Annotated in this window: 19 protein-coding genes; 11 read left to right on the top strand and 8 right to left on the bottom strand. The window is 62.0% G+C overall.

Annotated features, from left to right (window positions below):
* Window positions 1-212: 212 nt before the first annotated feature.
* Window positions 213-836 (bottom strand): hypothetical protein, encoded by a 624-nt coding sequence (locus tag L810_RS31620; RefSeq protein ID WP_042976924.1) that lies wholly within the window; start codon window positions 834-836, stop codon window positions 213-215.
* 213 nt (window positions 837-1049) lie between these two features.
* Between L810_RS31620 and L810_RS31615 the strand changes: the two genes are divergently transcribed.
* From L810_RS31615 to L810_RS31605, 3 genes are all read left to right on the top strand, one after another.
* Window positions 1050-1970 (top strand): DNA cytosine methyltransferase, encoded by a 921-nt coding sequence (locus tag L810_RS31615; RefSeq protein ID WP_042976977.1) that lies wholly within the window; start codon window positions 1050-1052, stop codon window positions 1968-1970.
* A gap of 20 nt (window positions 1971-1990) precedes the next feature.
* Window positions 1991-2653, top strand: coding sequence for a hypothetical protein (locus L810_RS48770; RefSeq protein WP_021162304.1), 663 nt, complete (start codon window positions 1991-1993; stop codon window positions 2651-2653).
* A gap of 112 nt (window positions 2654-2765) precedes the next feature.
* Window positions 2766-3080, top strand: a complete 315-nt coding sequence (locus tag L810_RS31605) for a hypothetical protein (RefSeq protein WP_042976921.1) — start codon at window positions 2766-2768, stop codon at window positions 3078-3080.
* A 121-nt stretch (window positions 3081-3201) separates the two neighbouring features.
* Here the strand turns inward: L810_RS31605 and L810_RS31600 are convergent, their stop codons facing one another.
* Complete coding sequence (locus L810_RS31600; protein ID WP_042976920.1) at window positions 3202-3411, bottom strand: hypothetical protein; 210 nt, start codon at window positions 3409-3411, stop codon at window positions 3202-3204.
* A gap of 38 nt (window positions 3412-3449) precedes the next feature.
* On the opposite strand from L810_RS31600, the gene L810_RS45995 reads away from it, so the two are divergent.
* Window positions 3450-3746, top strand: a complete 297-nt coding sequence (locus tag L810_RS45995) for a helix-turn-helix transcriptional regulator (protein WP_257009006.1) — start codon at window positions 3450-3452, stop codon at window positions 3744-3746.
* Between the two features lie 118 nt (window positions 3747-3864).
* Here L810_RS45995 and L810_RS31595 read toward each other — a convergent pair whose 3' ends face one another.
* Entirely contained in the window at window positions 3865-4776 is a 912-nt protein-coding gene (locus tag L810_RS31595; RefSeq protein WP_042976918.1) for a LysR substrate-binding domain-containing protein, read from the bottom strand.
* A gap of 99 nt (window positions 4777-4875) precedes the next feature.
* On the opposite strand from L810_RS31595, the gene L810_RS31590 reads away from it, so the two are divergent.
* Both L810_RS31590 and L810_RS31585 read left to right on the top strand, forming a co-directional pair.
* Complete coding sequence (locus L810_RS31590) at window positions 4876-5793, top strand: DMT family transporter (protein WP_021162302.1); 918 nt, start codon at window positions 4876-4878, stop codon at window positions 5791-5793.
* A gap of 181 nt (window positions 5794-5974) precedes the next feature.
* Window positions 5975-7069 (top strand): NmrA family NAD(P)-binding protein, encoded by a 1095-nt coding sequence (locus tag L810_RS31585; protein ID WP_042976916.1) that lies wholly within the window; start codon window positions 5975-5977, stop codon window positions 7067-7069.
* A 215-nt stretch (window positions 7070-7284) separates the two neighbouring features.
* Here L810_RS31585 and L810_RS31580 read toward each other — a convergent pair whose 3' ends face one another.
* Together L810_RS31580 and ribA are read right to left on the bottom strand one after the other, a co-directional pair.
* A complete protein-coding gene (locus tag L810_RS31580; protein WP_042976913.1) occupies window positions 7285-8559 on the bottom strand; it encodes a tyrosine-type recombinase/integrase in 1275 nt (424 codons plus the stop codon).
* A gap of 221 nt (window positions 8560-8780) precedes the next feature.
* Window positions 8781-9431 carry a GTP cyclohydrolase II gene (ribA, locus tag L810_RS31575; protein WP_021162298.1) on the bottom strand — a complete coding sequence of 217 codons (651 nt, stop codon included), beginning with the start codon at window positions 9429-9431 and terminating at the stop codon, window positions 8781-8783.
* A gap of 177 nt (window positions 9432-9608) precedes the next feature.
* Between ribA and L810_RS31570 the strand changes: the two genes are divergently transcribed.
* Window positions 9609-10070 (top strand): CBS domain-containing protein, encoded by a 462-nt coding sequence (locus L810_RS31570; protein ID WP_021162297.1) that lies wholly within the window; start codon window positions 9609-9611, stop codon window positions 10068-10070.
* 154 nt (window positions 10071-10224) lie between these two features.
* On the opposite strand, the gene L810_RS31565 is transcribed toward L810_RS31570, so the two are convergent.
* Window positions 10225-10554, bottom strand: coding sequence for a DUF4148 domain-containing protein (locus tag L810_RS31565; RefSeq protein ID WP_021162296.1), 330 nt, complete (start codon window positions 10552-10554; stop codon window positions 10225-10227).
* Between the two features lie 512 nt (window positions 10555-11066).
* Here L810_RS31565 and L810_RS31560 point away from each other — a divergent pair.
* Window positions 11067-11465 (top strand): GreA/GreB family elongation factor, encoded by a 399-nt coding sequence (locus L810_RS31560; protein ID WP_021162294.1) that lies wholly within the window; start codon window positions 11067-11069, stop codon window positions 11463-11465.
* 175 nt (window positions 11466-11640) lie between these two features.
* On the opposite strand, the gene L810_RS31555 is transcribed toward L810_RS31560, so the two are convergent.
* On the bottom strand, window positions 11641-12765 hold the full coding sequence (locus L810_RS31555; protein WP_021162293.1) for a porin: 1125 nt from the start codon (window positions 12763-12765) through the stop codon (window positions 11641-11643).
* A 613-nt stretch (window positions 12766-13378) separates the two neighbouring features.
* On the opposite strand from L810_RS31555, the gene L810_RS45985 reads away from it, so the two are divergent.
* Window positions 13379-13762 carry a YXWGXW repeat-containing protein gene (locus L810_RS45985; protein ID WP_060227792.1) on the top strand — a complete coding sequence of 128 codons (384 nt, stop codon included), beginning with the start codon at window positions 13379-13381 and terminating at the stop codon, window positions 13760-13762.
* A gap of 493 nt (window positions 13763-14255) precedes the next feature.
* Here the strand turns inward: L810_RS45985 and L810_RS31550 are convergent, their stop codons facing one another.
* On the bottom strand, window positions 14256-14642 hold the full coding sequence (locus L810_RS31550) for a winged helix-turn-helix transcriptional regulator (protein WP_042976912.1): 387 nt from the start codon (window positions 14640-14642) through the stop codon (window positions 14256-14258).
* A 321-nt stretch (window positions 14643-14963) separates the two neighbouring features.
* Between L810_RS31550 and L810_RS31545 the strand changes: the two genes are divergently transcribed.
* Together L810_RS31545 and L810_RS31540 are read left to right on the top strand one after the other, a co-directional pair.
* Window positions 14964-15440: a nuclear transport factor 2 family protein gene (locus L810_RS31545; RefSeq protein ID WP_042976974.1), complete on the top strand. Its 477-nt coding sequence runs from the start codon at window positions 14964-14966 to the stop codon at window positions 15438-15440.
* A gap of 234 nt (window positions 15441-15674) precedes the next feature.
* Window positions 15675-16490 carry a helix-turn-helix transcriptional regulator gene (locus tag L810_RS31540; protein WP_021162290.1) on the top strand — a complete coding sequence of 272 codons (816 nt, stop codon included), beginning with the start codon at window positions 15675-15677 and terminating at the stop codon, window positions 16488-16490.
* Window positions 16491-16542 lie beyond the last annotated feature (52 nt).

Below are 16542 nucleotides of genomic sequence, written 5' to 3'. Positions count from 1 at the left end.
GCCGGCGCCGTCGCCCCCCCGATCGAAGTGCTGATGGGAGTGTGGTCGTGAAAGCCCTTTTGATCCTGTGGCTCAAGAGCCTTGGCGTGCTTATCGTAGCGGTTCTTGTCCTCGCGGTTCTTGTCCTCGCCACTACCCAACAATGGGATGAGTCCGCCCGCTGCGCGAGTACCTACTGCACGTAGTCCCTTAGTCGGTGCCGCCTGATAACGTTAGATGTGCACGGAGTAGTGACCGGCTTCGAAGCGAACCATCTTCATTTCCTTTGAAAACGGACCGAAATCGACTTCAGTTGGAGACAGCTGTTCATACGGAGCATCAACGCCAATCAACTGGTCCAGAGATTTATTGATCTCCCTCCTGAGCCGCAAAAGCAATCTAATGTGATCAAGCTGTACGTTGCTGGATCTCAGGAAATCAGATATCGAAATGTTGATCTCTTCGAGGTTGGACATTGTACGCTGCACTTGCGCGGTCATTCGTTTCGCATCCGCCTTATAAATCGCGGCTTTCATGAAACTCTCATGCGATAACAGCTCGGACAATGTGTCCAAGCTCCGAATTGCCTCGTTTGAGGTCACGAGAATTTGAGTAAAAAGTTCCTTTTCGCGCAGACGGACATCGAGTGCTCGTTGCTGGCTCTGTATCTTGGCCTGATAAATCACGCCTGCAAAACCGCCGGCGATCGCGGCAAACGCTCCGACCGCTTGAAGCCAACTCGCCATGACAGTTCGATCGTATTTGCCATTTCCGCCGATCATGGCGCCCAAGTAGGACACTACGAACACGGCAATTAGCCCAAGTATCACGCTGATCGCGACCTTCCTGTTTTTCATTGCACCCCCGGTTATTTTGGTGCGAATCGTAGCACGACCACTCGATCCCCGAACCGCGCACTTACCGTTGCCTCGGATGCGCGGTTTCTTCTTGCGGGCGGCCTGTTTGGCGCCCTTCTTTTTTCTTCCCCGGCTTCAACGGCAGACGCTCGACAACCCAGTGCAACCGAGCACCCGCCATTGAGGCTTGATCTACTGATTTAGAGGATGACGATGAAAGCGATCGATCTGTTTGCCGGTGCTGGCGGATTTTCCACCGGAGCCACGATGGCCGGCATCGACGTAGTGTGGGCCGCTAACCACTGGCCGGCGGCCGTCGAGATCCATGCAGCGAACCATCCTGGCGCCACCCATGTGTGCCAAGACTTGCACCAGGCGAACTGGGCTACTGCTCCATCCCACGACATCCTGCTCGCGGCACCATGTTGTCAGGGGCATAGTCGCGCGCGCGGTAAGGCGGCGAACAACCCGCAGCACGATGCCAGCCGCTCGACCGCATGGGCCGTTGTATCCGCGCTCGAATACCACCGGCCACCGGTCGGAGTAGTAGAGAACGTGGTCGAGTTCGTCCAGTGGCAGCTCTACCCGGCATGGCTCGCCGCGGTGCAGGCGCTTGGCTACCAGATCGCGCCGCACATCGTTGACGCTGCAAATCATGGAGTCCCGCAGCACCGCAAGCGCCTGATGCTCGTCCTCACGCGCAGCGCTCGCCCGCTGATGCTTCGGCTGCCGGCACGTCCGCACATGCCAGTGGCGCAGATCATCGACTTCGATGTCGGCAAGTGGTCGCCGATCGAGAAGCCGGGTCGCTCCGCGGCGACGCTCAAGCGCATCGCCAATGGGCGGCGCACGCACGGCGACCGCTTCGTCGCGCCGTACTACGGGAGTGGTTCAGGCGTAACCGGCCGCAGCATCGGGCGCCCGATCGGCACGATCACGACGCGCGATCGCTGGGCCGTCATTGACGGCGACCGGATGCGGATGCTCACGAAAGAAGAAGGCCGAGACGCGATGTCCTTTCCGACCAACTACATCCTGCCGCAGCAACACCGGCTCGCTATGCACATGCTTGGCAATGCTGTTCCGCCAGTTGTCGCATGCGACGTGCTCAACGCAATCAAGGCCGCCGCCTGACCACCCCTGAGGACCACATCATGGCGACCACTGAAAATAGCCGCGCTGATGCGCTGACGGAAATAACCGAGCGTTTGCAGGCGTTGACGGCGTTGAAGAAGCGTACCGATTCGATGCCGGTCATGAACGAGTGGCAGTGGCTGAACAACCTGCGGAATCGGCTGCTCGCTGCATCCCCTGTCGAGCAGCCCGCAACTACGGCACCTGACGAGATGCGCGAGAAAGACACCATCATCTTCAGAGGCGACGCGCTCACGCTGTCCGGTGCTCAGCTACTCGAAGCGCTCGACTTCATGGCCCCGGACCGCGATCGCGATCAGCTCGAAAGCGAATTGACGTTCCGGCGCGGCGAAGGGCATGCCGGCAACGGCATGTATTGCTGGCTTACGGAGTACCCCGAGGAAGGTGCGCTCTTCGTCGATGGGTCGACCACCGTCCCGACCGAAGCCGCCCCCGCCCCCGCGCCGGCGGACGAGCGGGCGGAAGGTGTGGACGGGCTCGCGCTCGAAGTCTGGTCGGCGGCGCAACTCGCGCCGGGCGAAGGGATCGAGGACGCGGTGCAGCGAATCGGCGCCATCCTCTCCCGCTCGCCCGCTACTTCGCCGTCTGCCGAAGCACAAGCGCGCCCCGCTGATGCCCCAGGCTCTCAAGCTGATTCCGGCGGCGGCAGTACGGACAAATGAAGTAGATGCCGAACGAGTCGACATTCGGCTCACCCGATTCCAGCGGCACTTCCCGATGGCACTTGATGCATACCCAATTCATAGCGGCCCCGAGCGGTCGGAAGGACAGGAAATGAACGATAGGACAAGCCCGGCGGAAAGCAAAATCGGCGAGACGGCGCACGAGCGGGCGGCACTCCTCGACCGTGCAGAGGCAATCGTGGTTGACGCCATCAAGCGGATGCGTGCGGCGCACGTCCACTGTCAGGACCTACTGCGCGATGCCGAAGCGTTCATGGAAGACAAGGCCCGCGCCGCATCTGCCACTGAGACGGAAGCGGAAGGGACATGCGCTCAGTGCCGCAAACCATCGACCACGAACCAAATGCGTGCCTCTGACACGGACGCCACCGCACGTACCAGGGAAGCACCGCACTCCGGGCACTGATAGTGTTCTTCGAACGGGCTTCCGTTCCGCGTGACAACCCCGACCAGCTCAAGGTGTTGCGGCTCGGTATCGGCAGATTCACCATGCATTGCGATGCAGGCGCGGCATGGAGTTTCAGTCATCACGCGTACCGGCTAAGCCACTCGCCCGAAAACTCCTTCGCGTACTCCACAGCCCCGGACTCGGTGTCGAACTCGCCGAGATTCCGGAACGCTGCTTCCCGGCTGTACCCCAACTTCGTTACCTCTACCTGGGCGGCGAATTTGCCGTCCGCCGTCACGCGCGGCTCGCAGTTCATCTCGTACCCGCGCATCACAAATTTCTTTTGCATCGCATCAGTAAATCTTTTTGAGACTGAGGGATCGTAGCATGCCCGCATCAACCACCATAAAGCCGCTCTACCTCGACTTGCCTGCAGTGGCAATCGCGCTATCGCTATCAGAAGCGACCGTCCAGAAACTAGTACGCGAGAGAAAATTTCCGAAGCCGCGCCTGCTTTCCGACCGCCGGGTGGCATGGCTGACGCGTGAGGTTGAAGCCTGGGCAGAGGCATGCCCGGAATCGGATCTCGCGCCTCCTCCCAATACCGGCCATAGCAACCGGCGCCGCAAGGTCACTTGCGCACGCCAAGACCTGACCTCTCGGTCACCATCAGATCACATCTGAGTTGACATCGCCGTCATCTCTTCAAGGGCCGTCATCGACCCATTGCTGCCGGTCGGAATCGCATTATCCGGCGTCGGCATTAGAGCCGACAGCAGTCATTGAGACAATAATTCGACGGCTAGAAGTAGCCTCCACGCTGCGCACATCCCCTGGCGATGCTGTCGGTAAACCACGCCTTGAGCAATTGAACCGCCTGTTTGGTTGCGGCACTGGCGGGATGGACGAGGTAGTATCCGGCGTCCAACGCAAGCGCATTATCGAATGGCTCAATCAGTTCTCCACGAGCCAGTTCCGCTTCTACCAGCAGGGGGCTGGTAAGCACAACGCCTTGCGCGCGCACTGCGGCGTCGATCGCTATCAACGACTGGTCGAACCGGATACCGGTAATGGTTTCGATCTGCGAACCGTCGAGACCGCTGAATCGAGCAAGCCACGTGGCCCAGTGCGGGTGTAGCGTGTTATGGAGCAGTGTCGCCGTGCGCAAATCGTCGGGGCGCTTCAATCGGCGCTGCTTCGCGTATGCCGGATGGCAATACGCGCGTGCCTCGTCATGGCACAGCAGTTGAACGGATAGTCGTGCATCCATCCCGTCGAAATGCCTAACCGCGAGATCGACGCCATCCAGTTCGAAGTCGACCATCGTTGTCGATGTGCTCAGGCTCAGCGCAATCCCGGGGTTTGCCTGCAGGAAGTCGGCCATGCGTGGGGCGAACCACTTGGCAGCGAAGCTCGGCGGCATCGACAACCGCACGCCGCTACCGCGACGCTCACGAATGCGATGGCTCGCATGAATAAGCTCTGCCAGGGCGGGTTGAATCTGCGCGAAGTAGGCGCGACCATCCTCTGTGGGCGTTACCTGCCGTATCTGGCGCACGAACAGGGCAACGCCGAGCCATTCCTCAAGCTTCTGAATCTGCTGCCCTATCGCACCAGGCGTCACGTTCAGTTCCCGGGATGCAAGAGTAAAACTGCCGTGCCGCATGGCAGCTTCGAAGGCAGGAAGGGCTTTCAGCGGAGGAGTCGATCGCATAGCTCAGTTTTTCTATTTCATAGTCGACATTAAATCATTTGTAGAGCAAGGTGGTGCGGAACACAATCGGGACTTCATCCGCTTTCCTGGTGCGCTGACATGAATCCCGCCTATTTCGCTTTCGCCGCCCTCGGGTTCATCTGGGGCACCAATTTCCTGTTCATGAAGTGGGCGAGCGTCGATCTGGCTGCCAGTCAGATCGTCTTCCTGCGCGTGCTTTTCGGCTTCATCCCGCTGCTCACGGTCGCGCTATTCACTAAGGCGCTCAAATGGCGCCATCTTCGGCACGCTCACCACTTCGTGGTGATGTCGCTGCTTGCGACCGTGATTTACTACTATGCGTTCGCGAAAGGGGCCGGGCTGCTGTTCTCGAGCATTGCCGGGATGCTAAGCGGCGCCATCCCGCTTTTTTCCTTCCTGTGCGCATGGGCACTGCTGCGCGAGGAGCGCCCGAACGCGCGAATGATCGCGGGCATCGTCTGCGGATTCGTCGGCGTACTGCTGATCGCGCGTCCGTGGAATGCGCACGCGGCTGGCGTCAACCTGCTCGGAGTCGGCTATATGATCGCCGGCTCGCTCAGCGTGGGCTGCTCGTTCGTGTACGCGCGCCGCTTTCTTTCCGGCCTGGACCTCTCACCGCTCGCGCTGTCGACGTGGCAGATCGGCTTCGCACTGGTCCTGATCGGCTGCGTCACGGATTTCCACGGCATCGTGCGTGTGACGAGCGATGCGCGAGCGCTGCTCGGCCTCGTGCTGGGACTCGGTCTGACGGGCACCGGGATCGCTTACATCCTTTATTACTTCATCGTCGGACGGCTCGGAGCAGTGGCCGCGTCCAGCGTGACGTACATTCCACCGGTCGTTGCGTTGCTGATGGGTTCGTGGCTTGCGCAGGAACCGATCGGCGCAGTCGAACTATTCGCGATGGGCGCAATCCTCGGTGGTGTGTTTCTGCTGCAACGTGGCCGGCAACCACGCGCAGTCGCGGCGCGCGGTCCGGCGAAGGCGGCCGGTTAGAGCCGCAGTGTCGTATGAATGCTTCGATGAAATATCGCGCAGACCGCAATTCGGCATCTCGACAGAAGTTCACGGGCGAGTGGTCGGCGTACCGGTGCCCGATGCCATATGAAGCTGACATCCGTGCCATCGGCGCGTAGCGGTCGGCAAATCTATCCAACTCATACCAGCGTAAACAAACATGTCTTCACGGGTCCCCTCGACCATATTCGTCATCGGTGGAACGGGCGCACAGGGATTGCCCGTCATCCGGGCGCTCGTCGCCGACGGCAAATATGCCGTGCGCGCCTTGAGCCGAGATCCTGAATCGCGACGGGCCATCGAGCTCTCCACTCTGGGGAACGTCTCGATCGTGAAGGGCACGTTTGCCGATGAAGCGGTCCTGCGTGATGGTTTTCGTAATTGCAGCGCAGCGTATATCAATCTCGATGGATTCAACACCGGGGAGAAGACTGAGATTTATTGGGCCATCCGATGCTATGAAATAGCCATCGAAGAAGGAGTCAAGTTCTTCGTGTATGGAAACCTCGATTACGCGCTCAAAAGGTCCGGATACGATTCCCGGTTTCGGACAGGCCACTATGATGGCAAGGGCCGCGTAGGGGAATGGATTCTGTTCCAGAACCTGACAAACCGGGACCGGATGGGCGCCGCGCTGCTTACGACCGGTCCGTATATGGAGATGGCCGTCTCGGCAATGACACCGATGACCCCGTCCGTGGAAAGCGGCGTCGTTACGTGGCGGGTGCCACTCGGTGACGGCGCCGTCCCGCATGTAGCGCTTGAGGACTGCGGGTACTACGCACGTTGGCTTTTCGACAATCCGGAGCGTGCGAATGGCATGAATCTCGAGGTCGCGATCGATCATGTCGAGTATGCGAAGCTTGCCGAGGCGTTCGAAGCCGTGACCGGACATCCCGCGCAATATATCGATACCGACCTCGAAGCATACTGGAGCGGACCGCTCAAGGCCGCAGCCGATTTGCCTTCCGGATATAACGCCGATCTCCGCGACAAAAGTACGATGAGCTTCCGCGAAAACTTCACCGGCTTCTGGAATCTGTGGAAGTACGGGATCATCAAGAGAGACTACGCATTGCTCGACGAAATTCATCCCGGGCGAATCAGGACGGTCGAACAATGGCTCAGGCGCGAAGACCAGTTGGGACGAGCACTGGGCAACGGGGGCCTCTGGGAAAGGGTTCAGCCTGAAAATCTGCTCAGATTGCCGCCTGTCTTGAAGCTGTCCGAAGACCAGAGGAAGGGCACGTTATAAGTTCCTCGCGAACGTCTGGCTCAACTGCAAAACGCCTCACTACTTGCCGCGCGTTTTCTCACGCTGCGATGCCGGCGAAGATCGTCGACGCTCAACGTCCGAAGCTGTCGGCAAGGCGGCCAACGAGGAACGGCATCCCAATGTCCGGACATGGCCGAACAGAGTCAGACGATCTGACGCTGTTCGTTTGGTCTAACCTCGCCTTACACAACAGATTACTTAGTCGGATATCGCAGCGCGAGTTCATCAAGGAACTGCGACAGGCGCGTGAGCCACTCTCGACGTTCCCGATCGTAGTGGTGCCGGTTATACACGCCGGCTACACCCGGTTGAACATGACCAAGTACCGCCTCCGCGACATCATGCGGGCACCCAAGTGCGGCAAGCATAGTTCGGGCGGTCCTCCGCAAATCGTGAGGCGACCAGTGCGTGACGGGTAGCCGCGGCCGATTATGATTCGGCGCCTGCTTACAGTACGGCTGATGATAGTAAATGCCGTGCGAAATGACGGTCTGCTTCATCATCTCGCCGGTCGACGTCGGGAACAGAAAGCCGTTCACAGCCTGGTCCTTGCGTCGACGGACAACGGCCTCGGCTCGACCAACGAGCGGCACCCGCAAATCCCCTGCTTTCGCGCGCCACGAGTTCTTGGTTTTTTCCTTCGGCACGGTCCACCAGAGGCCGTCCGCCTCGTCGGCGATTTCGTGCGACTCCATAGAAATGATTTCGCCGCCGCGGGCGCCCGTCCACAGATACAACGTGATCGCGTCCGAAACCGTTAGGCTCATATTCGGCAGCCAGCGGAGCAGCGTGCCGACCTCATCCTCGCTCAATACCCGCTTTTTTGTGCCCATGGCGACGCCGTCGATCGTGCGCCCCTTGCTACGAAGCTTGCCGCGCAGGATCATTCGCCACCAGTTCGGCGTGCCGTCAGGCAGCCTCCCAGCGTCCATCGCATAGTCCCATGCTCCGCCTAACTCCATGCGGAGGCGAGCGGCGAGCGCCGGCGTGGCACGATAGGAATTCAAGAATTCGAACGCCTGCGCACGAGTTATCGACGCAGCCGGAACGCTCTCGATCGGGCCGAGCATCGCCTTGAACATCCGCCTAACCTCGATCACGCCCTTATCCTTCCGGGTCGGCTCCAGATAGCCGCCCATGTAGTCGAAACACACCCGCTTGACGGTGTATGCGTCGACGGTGCGCGAATTGGCAACCGCAGCGCGCTTCTCGCGCTTTGCAGCAGCAGGATCGGCCCCGGCATCGCGCTCCGCTCGCCTTTGCTCCCATTCAGAAATCGCTGCGGGAAACCCCATGGCCGGCCACTCGCCGAGCTTCACCTGACGCATCCGGTCGTCAATGGGGGATTTATATCGGTAGATCCAGGAGCGACGGCTCTCGCTGGCCTGAAAGCGGAGTCCCGGGAATCCGTCAAAGGTCATGTGCTGCCCGGCAGGCAGCTTGCTCGCGGTTCGTGCGTCGAATCTCATCAGCGGTCGGCGTAGGTTTTTGTTGTGGGCCGGGACCGCAGCGTAGCTTTTCGGTCTGGCGTAGGAAAATGTTACGCCAGAGTGCCAAGTTTTCGCCTATTTCGTCAAGTGCAGACAATGCACCTGACAAACGCAACTTTCGGCTCAAACCCTTTACCATAAAGGCTTCGAGGTGCGAAATCCAGATGGAGCAAGGGGCTCCGCAGAGCCCCTTGTTTCCGTTACTCGTTTTCTTCGAAGTAATGCCCGAACTTCGTCTGCTTCGTGCGGATATAACGCTCGTTTTCCTCGCGCACGGGCACCGCAAGCGCCACGCGTTCGCAGACGGGAATACCGTGCTTCGCGAGCGTGTCGAACTTCGCCGGGTTGTTGCTCATCAGCCGCACCGACGTCACGCCGAGGATCCGGAGAATCGCGGCGGCGGAGTCGTATTCGCGGGCATCGTCGGGCAGGCCGAGGTCGAGGTTCGCCTCGACGGTGTCGCGCCCCTGCTCCTGCAGCGCGTAAGCGCGAATCTTGTTGCTCAGGCCGATCCCGCGCCCTTCATGCCCGCGCAGATACAGCAGCACGCCGCGGTCTTCGGCCGCGATGTAGCGCAATGCGAGATCGAGTTGCTCGCCGCAGTCGCAGCGGTACGAGCCGAACACGTCGCCGGTCAGGCATTCGGAATGCAGCCGCGTCAGCACGGACTGCTCGCCGGCGACGTCGCCCATCACGAGCGCGAGATGTTCGGCATCGCTGCCCGATACGCGGAAAGCGTACGACTTGAACGTACCGTAGCGTGTGGGCAGCGACGCGGTGGCGACGAGCGTCACGCACTCGTCGGCCTGGCCATTGCCCAGCGTGGGCGATTGTGGACGCGAAGACATCATGAATTCAATCGAAACGTTCAGGAATGTAGGAGTTGTGTGGATAGTGCGTGACGGGAGTTTACCGCTAATCTGGAATCGTCACGCGACTGCCGCCACCTGCGCGGCTATACTGGGCTCATCGGGTGACACGCATCACGCCCTGCCTGCCCAGCATCGACCTGCACACGGAGAAAGCGAATGAGCACGACTGTCGCGCAGATTCTCAAGGCCAAGCCGGATTCGGGCCGCACCATCTATACCGTCACGAAGACCGATCTCGTCTACGACGCCATCAAGCTGATGGCCGAAAAGGGCATCGGCGCACTGCTGGTCGTGGACGGCGACGACATCGCGGGCATCGTCACCGAGCGCGATTACGCGCGCAAGGTCGTCCTGCAGGATCGCTCGTCGAAAGCCACCCGCGTCGAGGAAATCATGACGGCGAAGGTGCGCTACGTCGAACCGTCGCAATCCACCGACGAGTGCATGGCGCTGATGACCGAACACCGGATGCGCCACCTGCCCGTCCTCGACGGCGGCAAGCTGGTCGGCCTCATCTCGATCGGCGACCTCGTCAAGAGCGTGATTGCCGATCAGCAGTTCACGATCAGCCAGCTCGAACACTATATCCACGGCACGCCTGCGGTTACGTCCGCCTGACCCGCCCCAGCAAAAAAGGCCCAAACGCGTGAGCGTCTGGGCGGAAAGCCGCCGGAATGCGGCGACGGAGGTTCTGCTCCTGCGGGCGAATGACGCGCGCAACTGGCGCGCGTCTCGCCGATTAAGCTGTGCGCTCGGACAGACCCGGCGGTGTTCAGTTCCCGAAGTAGACCGAGTTCACGGGGTTCGGTGCTTCACGCGTCATGCGGCGGCCGGCTTGCCCGGCACCCGTTGCCACGGCACCGTAGCCGCTCGTATCGGCTTGCGCGAGCATCGGCTGGTTCGGTTGAATGCGTTGTTCGGCGGCCTGGATGTTGTCCGGATACTGCGAATCGCTCGCCAGCGGCTTGTAGCCGTTCTGTTCGAGTTGCATGAGCTCGGCCTTGACCTGGTCGCGGGTCAAACCCTGCTCGGACTGTGCAAACGATGCGATCGGGGCGGCAAGGACGGATGCGGCGATGGCTGCGTAGATGATCGACTTCATGATTTACCTCCGGAATATGTTCTCTTATGACATCGCCTCGGCAGGACTGTCTGAAGCGATTGAATGCAGTGTAGCTCTCGCATTCCCAAGGGGAAACCCTTAGTTTGAACAAACAGCGTTGCGATTTCGACAAAAATAGCCGATCGTTTTCGGGCGATATCGCGGCAACTTGCTTCAGCAGCACAACAATCGCTGACGAACTGCCGACGACCACATCACATTTACCGAAGGTTGTGTTGTAGAATCGTAAGGTTTTATTCGCCAGTCGATATTCCATCCACCATGTACGCGCTCACGCCTCTTTCGGTTTCGCCGTCCGGCCCGGCCGGCGTGCGCGCGCGCGCCGGCCATCCGGCGCATCCCCTCGCTCGACGCACGGCCCAGGCGCCGCTCGCCCCTGCCCGGCGCCTGATCTGACGGCTCGGCCTCCTCCCGGAGCCAGGTCAGACAGGCTCCGGGCGATCCTCACAGGCACGCCACGCCTGCCCCTGCCGATCATTTGGAGAACAGCCATGAAACAACGCCTTTACCAGTTGACCGAACTCGACGTTGCCCGCCTCGAGAAGCACGCCGAACACAACCCGCGCTTCCAGACGATGCTCGACACGCTGCTCGAGCGCGCCGACATCGTCCAGCCCGATGCCATCAAGGCGAACGTCGTCACGATGAATTCGCAAATCACGCTGCTTGACGAAGCGTCCCAGGAACAGGCCACCTGGACGATTGTTTATCCGGACGCCGCCAATCTCGAACTGGGCCGCCTGAACGTCTTCTCGCCCGTCGGTATGGCACTGCTGGGCACCCAACGCGGCCAGATGGTCAAGGTGATGCAGCCGAGCGGTGCCGAAAAGCTGATGAAGGTCGCCGCGATCGTGTTCCAGCCGGAAGCCAACGGCGAATACACGCGCTGAGCCGTATGCAGCGGGTATTGCCCCGCAACGGCGCACAACGAGAAAAGCGAGGCACGGGCCTCGCTTTTTTGCATCCGGACGATGCCAATCGCCGACATCTCGTTCCACAGACGAAAAAAAGGCGCCCGAAGGCGCCTTTTTCGATGCTGCGAAGCGGGTTACCCCGCCGTCACGCTTAGAAGCGGTGACGCAGACCAACCGTTGCTGCGGTTTGGTTGATCGACGAGCTCGGCAGGTTGTTGCTGAAGCTGTCGCCGTTGTAGATCGATGCGCCAACGCCGTTCTTCGCTGCACGCTGGTACACAGCTTGAGCGTAGACATCCGTGCGCTTCGACAGTGCGTAGTCAGCTTGCAGGCCGAACTGGTTCCAGTGCGTGCTGCCGTTGTTGATCTTCGCGTTCGTGTACGTGTAAGCAGCACCCAGGCCGAGAGCCGGCGTCAGGTTGTACTTTGCGTTGACTTCGTAGTTGTCGGTGCGGACCGAACCCAGGCTACCAACTGCATTGTTGTCGAGGCGCGCTTGCGTCCATGCTGCGCCGACTTGTGCCGGACCGAATGCATAACCAGCAGCAGCACCGTACGTGCGGACGCGGCCTTGGCTAGCGATGCCACCGATCGCCGACGACGTTGCGCCGTTTGCGTTCGTACCGTCACCCAGGTTCGCTTGCGAGTAAGCTGCTGCCAGCTTCAGGCCTTGGAACTGGTATGCAGCACCCGCGCTGTATGCACGGTTGTTGCCGAAGTTCGTGTTGTTCGAGAACGAGTACGTGCCGCCGAATTGCAGGCCAGCGTAGTTTGCGCTCGTGAACTTGATCGTGTTGTTCTGTGCGACGTCGCCGTTCGTGCTCAGACGGTCAAGGTTCAGCGGGTGCGCGAAGTACGTGCCGCCCCACGAGCCCGTTGCCGTCAGCGGTGCCAGGTAGTCTTGCGTTGCGTCGTACTGCTTACCCAGCGTAACCGTGCCGTACTGGCTCGACAGGCCGACGAAAGCTTGACGGTTGAACATGCCGCCGTTGCCGTTCGCGAACTTGCCGTTACCGATGTTGAAGCCGCTTTCCAACGTGAAGATTGCCTTCAGGCCGCCACCCAGGTCTTCCGAGCCACGCAGGCCGAAACGGCTCTGGTCAATGCCCGAACCCATCGCCCAACGCGACTTGCCAGCTTGGCCCAGTGCCGGCTGGACGTTGCTCGTGTAGGTGATGCCTGCGTCCAGCACGCCGTACAGCGTGACGCTGCTTTGCGCGTGAGCGACGGTTGCGAACGATGCTGCAGCTGCTGCAACGATCAGAGTCTTGTTCATTCGTGGAGCTCCCTTCTAAAAAGAGGCAGGTCTCGCGACCTTGTTCATAAACGGTCTGCAACCGCCCGGGAGCGCCATCGATCCTGCTGGCCGCGCCCGGATAGTTGCCCGTTTGGGAACCGTGAGTTTAGGGGTGTACCCTAGGGGAGCGATCCGCAAATAAAGAAATAAGCTTTTCCAGAACTAGAAATAATGAAAGTGGGGCCGAGTTATAAGTATTTGTTTTGACGTTTGTTTTTGACTTCTTGACGGGGGCTTTTTGAAGGCTTTCATCGCACCATTCTTTCATGTCATCGTCTTGACGGTTGCATAGAAACAACAAACGGATTCGGTGCGGCACCCCGAAATCGGCAAATTTTACCCGATCCGATCTCGAATTTCGGGCTCCGAGCGCCTAAAACACATCCGTCAGCCGGTAAACAGATCGCGACATTCGTACAGCGCGGGCAACATCCGTCGTCAGCCGCAGAAAAAACAGGGAGACCGGCCTCCGCCCGCTGGCGGTTCGCCCGCCGGCCGTGACACACGGTAACAGCCTTGACCGCGCGCGTAACCCGCCCGGCGGACCGGCCGGCTAATGTAAGGCAGCCTCGAACACTGAACAGGACACGCCATGAATCGACGCTCCTGGTTGCGCGCCATCGGATTGACCGCCGCCTTCGTCGGCACCGGCGGCTGGCTCCGTGCCGCCTCGGCCCAGCCCGTGCCGCCCCCGCCGCCCGGATATCGGCCGCCCGGCCCGAACCGAGTGCCCGGCAGGCCGCCCTATGCGGACCGCCCGGGCTTCGCGCCGCCGGCCGCGAGACACGATCGCCGCCCGCCGCCGCCACGGCCGCACGGCTATATATGGACGGACGGTTACTGGCGCTGGCAGCGAGGCCGCTATATATGGGTGCCCGGCCGCTGGGTCGCACGGCGCCCCGGGCGTCGATGGGTGCCCGGCTACTGGCGCCGCCAGGGACAGGTGTGGATCTACGTCGACGGCACATGGCGATAGGCAGACGAGCGGCACCCCGCACTCGGCCGAGGGCAGCCCCGGAACCAGGCGGCGCGACGAACCCGCGCCATTCAGCCTCGACATCATGATGCCTGGCAGGCGCCCCCGCGCGGCCTGCCCGACCTCGCCCCCCCACGCATGCGCCCAGGTGTCCATCGGATCAGGCACCCTCGACCGCCGATATGCCCGCCGGTCTGGGGTGCGCCATCCCGGCTCGGCCAGCCCCCCGCCGCACCTCTCACGCACCATACAGCGAAAGACCGCCATTGCAGTCGCCTCGGCGTGCACCCCGCAAGCGATACATCGCCAGTGCATTCCCGCATTCGGGACGAACGGAGCACATTGAAACATCCGCGATGCCTGCCCGCCCCGCCGAGATCATTCGGATAACGAAATCACAAGCGCCAATGCACGTGCAGTCGCGGCATGCCTCGTCGCATCGCACTCAAGCCGCAGCCCACCGTCCATCGACAAAACAGCGCATACGCCCTGCTCAGCGCCCGCCGCCGTCCATCTCCCGTGCACGGCGCCGCGCGGCGCAGATCGCGTGATGATGTTCGTCCGCCCACCGGATCATCGCCTGCATCGGCGTCAGGAACGACCGCCCGAGGTCGGTCAGCGCATATTCGACGCGCGGCGGCACTTCGGCGAACAGCGTGCGACTGACGAAGCCGTCCTGTTCGAGCCGCTTGAGCGTGCGTGACAGCATCTGCTTCGACACGTCGCCGATCGCGCGGGCGAGTTCGTTGAAACGCATCGTCCCACCGGACAGCGCTTCGAGCACGAGCAGGCTCCACTGGTCGCCGATGCGGTCGAGCACATCGCGGATCGGGCAGGGCTGATCGAGTTCGACGGTTTCGTCGGCGGGCGGGAACGGCATGACGGGATTCTCTTTCAAGGGCAACGCATGGTCAGCGCGGTGTGACCTGTTCACACCGCGCTGACTTCTTGTGACGGGTTCGCGGCAACTGTACCATTCGAGCGGCCCGGCAGCCGCGCGGATTCGCCAGTTCAACGAAGCATGACGACGACGCGCCGCCTCGCCACTCCGTATCTCGACGATACGAACCGGGCGGTGAATCCCCCGCGTCGACAGCGCACGTACATCCCCAACCGTCGCCCGACGATCATCATGGCCGACCCGACCCGCCGTCGCGCATCGCGCGCCAACCCACGCTTCGTCAGACAAGGAACCCGCTACATGTCATCGCTCCGCTCTCCCGTTCGCGCCGTTGCCGCGCTCGCCCTGCTGGCCGCGTCGACGGCCGCGCTGGCCGCCGGCCCGGCCACGCGCAACCTGGCCGCCGAGGAAGCCAACCGCCAGCTCGTGCTGACGTTCTACGACCGCTTCTTCAACAAGCACGAAGCGGTCGAGGCCGCCGCCGCCGTCGCGGACGACTACAAGCAGCACAACCCGCACGTACCGGACGGCAAGAAGCCGTTCGTGTCGTACTTCGTCGGCGCCTTCCAGAAGAACCCGGCGTCGCGTGCGCGCATCGTGCGCAGCGCAACCGACGGCGATCTCGTCTACCTGCACGTGCACGCGACCGAGCGCCCGGGCGACCGCGGCGAGGCCGTCGTCGACATCTTCCGCGTGAAGGACGGCAAGATCGTCGAACACTGGGACGTGATCCAGCCGGTACCCGAAACGTCCGCGAACGCGAACACGATGTTCTGACGCGCGGGGCCGTCACGCGGCGCGCAACGATGCACGCCGCCCGTCGACGGACGATCGGCCGCCCGCCGGGCAAGCGCGACTGCCTCGCAGCGGCGAAGTCCCCTACAATCGAGCTTCGCCGCCGCGCCGGCCTCCGTCCCGCATGACCGCACCGCCGGCCGCCTCGCCGCCGGCTCGCCGTCGCACGCGAAACACGGCCGGTACGGGCGGCCGTTCGCGAAGACGATGTCAACGATGAGCCCCGCCCATATTTCCCTCAGCAATGCAGGCGACCTGGTCGCCAGCCTCGGCAGTCCGCAGTTTCCCGCCCGGCTTTGGGCATGGCTGCGCGAAACCGTCGATCCGCAGTCCCATTACAGCGTCGCGACGCGCTACCGGCGTGACGCGCCGTCGCATTCGGTCGACAGCGTCGACGTGCTGTTCTTCGCCGGTGGCGACGATCCCGACGGCACGCGCCACGCACTCGATCTATATACACAGGGCGACTGGCGCAACGACACGCTGCTCCCGCACATCGAGCGCGCTACCGATTCGCAGCTCGTGTTCTCGTGCAACGAGGACGTCGACATGGCAACCGAATACGGCCGCCAGTTCGCGCTCGGCGAACTCGGCGAAGACTGCACGCTGCTCGGCAGCGAGCGCGACTATGTCTATGCGTTCTCGCTGTTCCGCCGGCGCGGCCAGCCGTCCTATACGCTGGCCGAACTGGCACTGCTGCGCCAGCTCGGCGATTTCGTGCTGCCGCTGCTGATCCAGCACGCGCGGCTCGCCCGCCTGACGCCCCGCTCGGACGACGGCGCGCTGCTGCAGCGGTTCGAACAGCGCCTGTCGGCCAGCGGCGCAACGCTGTCGCAGCGCGAACGGCTCGTGTGCCGCGCGGTGCTGCAAGGCCGGCCCGTCCCCCGGATCGCCGACACGCTCGCGCTCAAGCCGAGCAGCGTGCGCACCTATCTCGGGCGCGCGCTCGCGAAACTCGGCGTGGCGAACCGGGCCGGGCTGTTCGCGTGGTGCGTGACCGAGGAAGAACCGCCGGCAGACAGCGGGCGCTAGACGAGGCCTCCGCATTCCGGCCACACCCGCCGCCCCTGCCGCCCCCCCGCCG

Source organism: Burkholderia sp. AU4i (assembly GCF_000466765.1).
Lineage (GTDB): Bacteria > Pseudomonadota > Gammaproteobacteria > Burkholderiales > Burkholderiaceae > Burkholderia > Burkholderia cepacia.
The sequence above is the reverse complement of the archived record's forward strand: the minus strand, read 5'-3'. Positions and strand labels throughout refer to the sequence as shown.

What these genes read in the sequence shown, in the direction of transcription:
- L810_RS45995 (WP_257009006.1), top strand. Translation starts at nt 3,450, where the DNA reads ATGCCCGCATCAACCACCATAAAGCCGCTCTACCTCGACTTGCCTGCA.
- L810_RS31595 (WP_042976918.1), bottom strand. Translation starts at nt 4,776, where the DNA reads ATGCGATCGACTCCTCCGCTGAAAGCCCTTCCTGCCTTCGAAGCTGCC.
- L810_RS31615 (WP_042976977.1), top strand. Translation starts at nt 1,050, where the DNA reads ATGAAAGCGATCGATCTGTTTGCCGGTGCTGGCGGATTTTCCACCGGA.
- L810_RS48770 (WP_021162304.1), top strand. Translation starts at nt 1,991, where the DNA reads ATGGCGACCACTGAAAATAGCCGCGCTGATGCGCTGACGGAAATAACC.
- L810_RS31565 (WP_021162296.1), bottom strand. Translation starts at nt 10,554, where the DNA reads ATGAAGTCGATCATCTACGCAGCCATCGCCGCATCCGTCCTTGCCGCC.
- L810_RS31580 (WP_042976913.1), bottom strand. Translation starts at nt 8,559, where the DNA reads ATGAGATTCGACGCACGAACCGCGAGCAAGCTGCCTGCCGGGCAGCAC.
- L810_RS31605 (WP_042976921.1), top strand. Translation starts at nt 2,766, where the DNA reads ATGAACGATAGGACAAGCCCGGCGGAAAGCAAAATCGGCGAGACGGCG.
- L810_RS31545 (WP_042976974.1), top strand. Translation starts at nt 14,964, where the DNA reads ATGTCATCGCTCCGCTCTCCCGTTCGCGCCGTTGCCGCGCTCGCCCTG.
- L810_RS31555 (WP_021162293.1), bottom strand. Translation starts at nt 12,765, where the DNA reads ATGAACAAGACTCTGATCGTTGCAGCAGCTGCAGCATCGTTCGCAACC.
- L810_RS31550 (WP_042976912.1), bottom strand. Translation starts at nt 14,642, where the DNA reads ATGCCGTTCCCGCCCGCCGACGAAACCGTCGAACTCGATCAGCCCTGC.
- L810_RS31570 (WP_021162297.1), top strand. Translation starts at nt 9,609, where the DNA reads ATGAGCACGACTGTCGCGCAGATTCTCAAGGCCAAGCCGGATTCGGGC.
- ribA (WP_021162298.1), bottom strand. Translation starts at nt 9,431, where the DNA reads ATGATGTCTTCGCGTCCACAATCGCCCACGCTGGGCAATGGCCAGGCC.
- L810_RS31620 (WP_042976924.1), bottom strand. Translation starts at nt 836, where the DNA reads ATGAAAAACAGGAAGGTCGCGATCAGCGTGATACTTGGGCTAATTGCC.
- L810_RS31590 (WP_021162302.1), top strand. Translation starts at nt 4,876, where the DNA reads ATGAATCCCGCCTATTTCGCTTTCGCCGCCCTCGGGTTCATCTGGGGC.
- L810_RS31600 (WP_042976920.1), bottom strand. Translation starts at nt 3,411, where the DNA reads ATGCAAAAGAAATTTGTGATGCGCGGGTACGAGATGAACTGCGAGCCG.
- L810_RS45985 (WP_060227792.1), top strand. Translation starts at nt 13,379, where the DNA reads ATGAATCGACGCTCCTGGTTGCGCGCCATCGGATTGACCGCCGCCTTC.
- L810_RS31585 (WP_042976916.1), top strand. Translation starts at nt 5,975, where the DNA reads ATGTCTTCACGGGTCCCCTCGACCATATTCGTCATCGGTGGAACGGGC.
- L810_RS31540 (WP_021162290.1), top strand. Translation starts at nt 15,675, where the DNA reads ATGAGCCCCGCCCATATTTCCCTCAGCAATGCAGGCGACCTGGTCGCC.
- L810_RS31560 (WP_021162294.1), top strand. Translation starts at nt 11,067, where the DNA reads ATGAAACAACGCCTTTACCAGTTGACCGAACTCGACGTTGCCCGCCTC.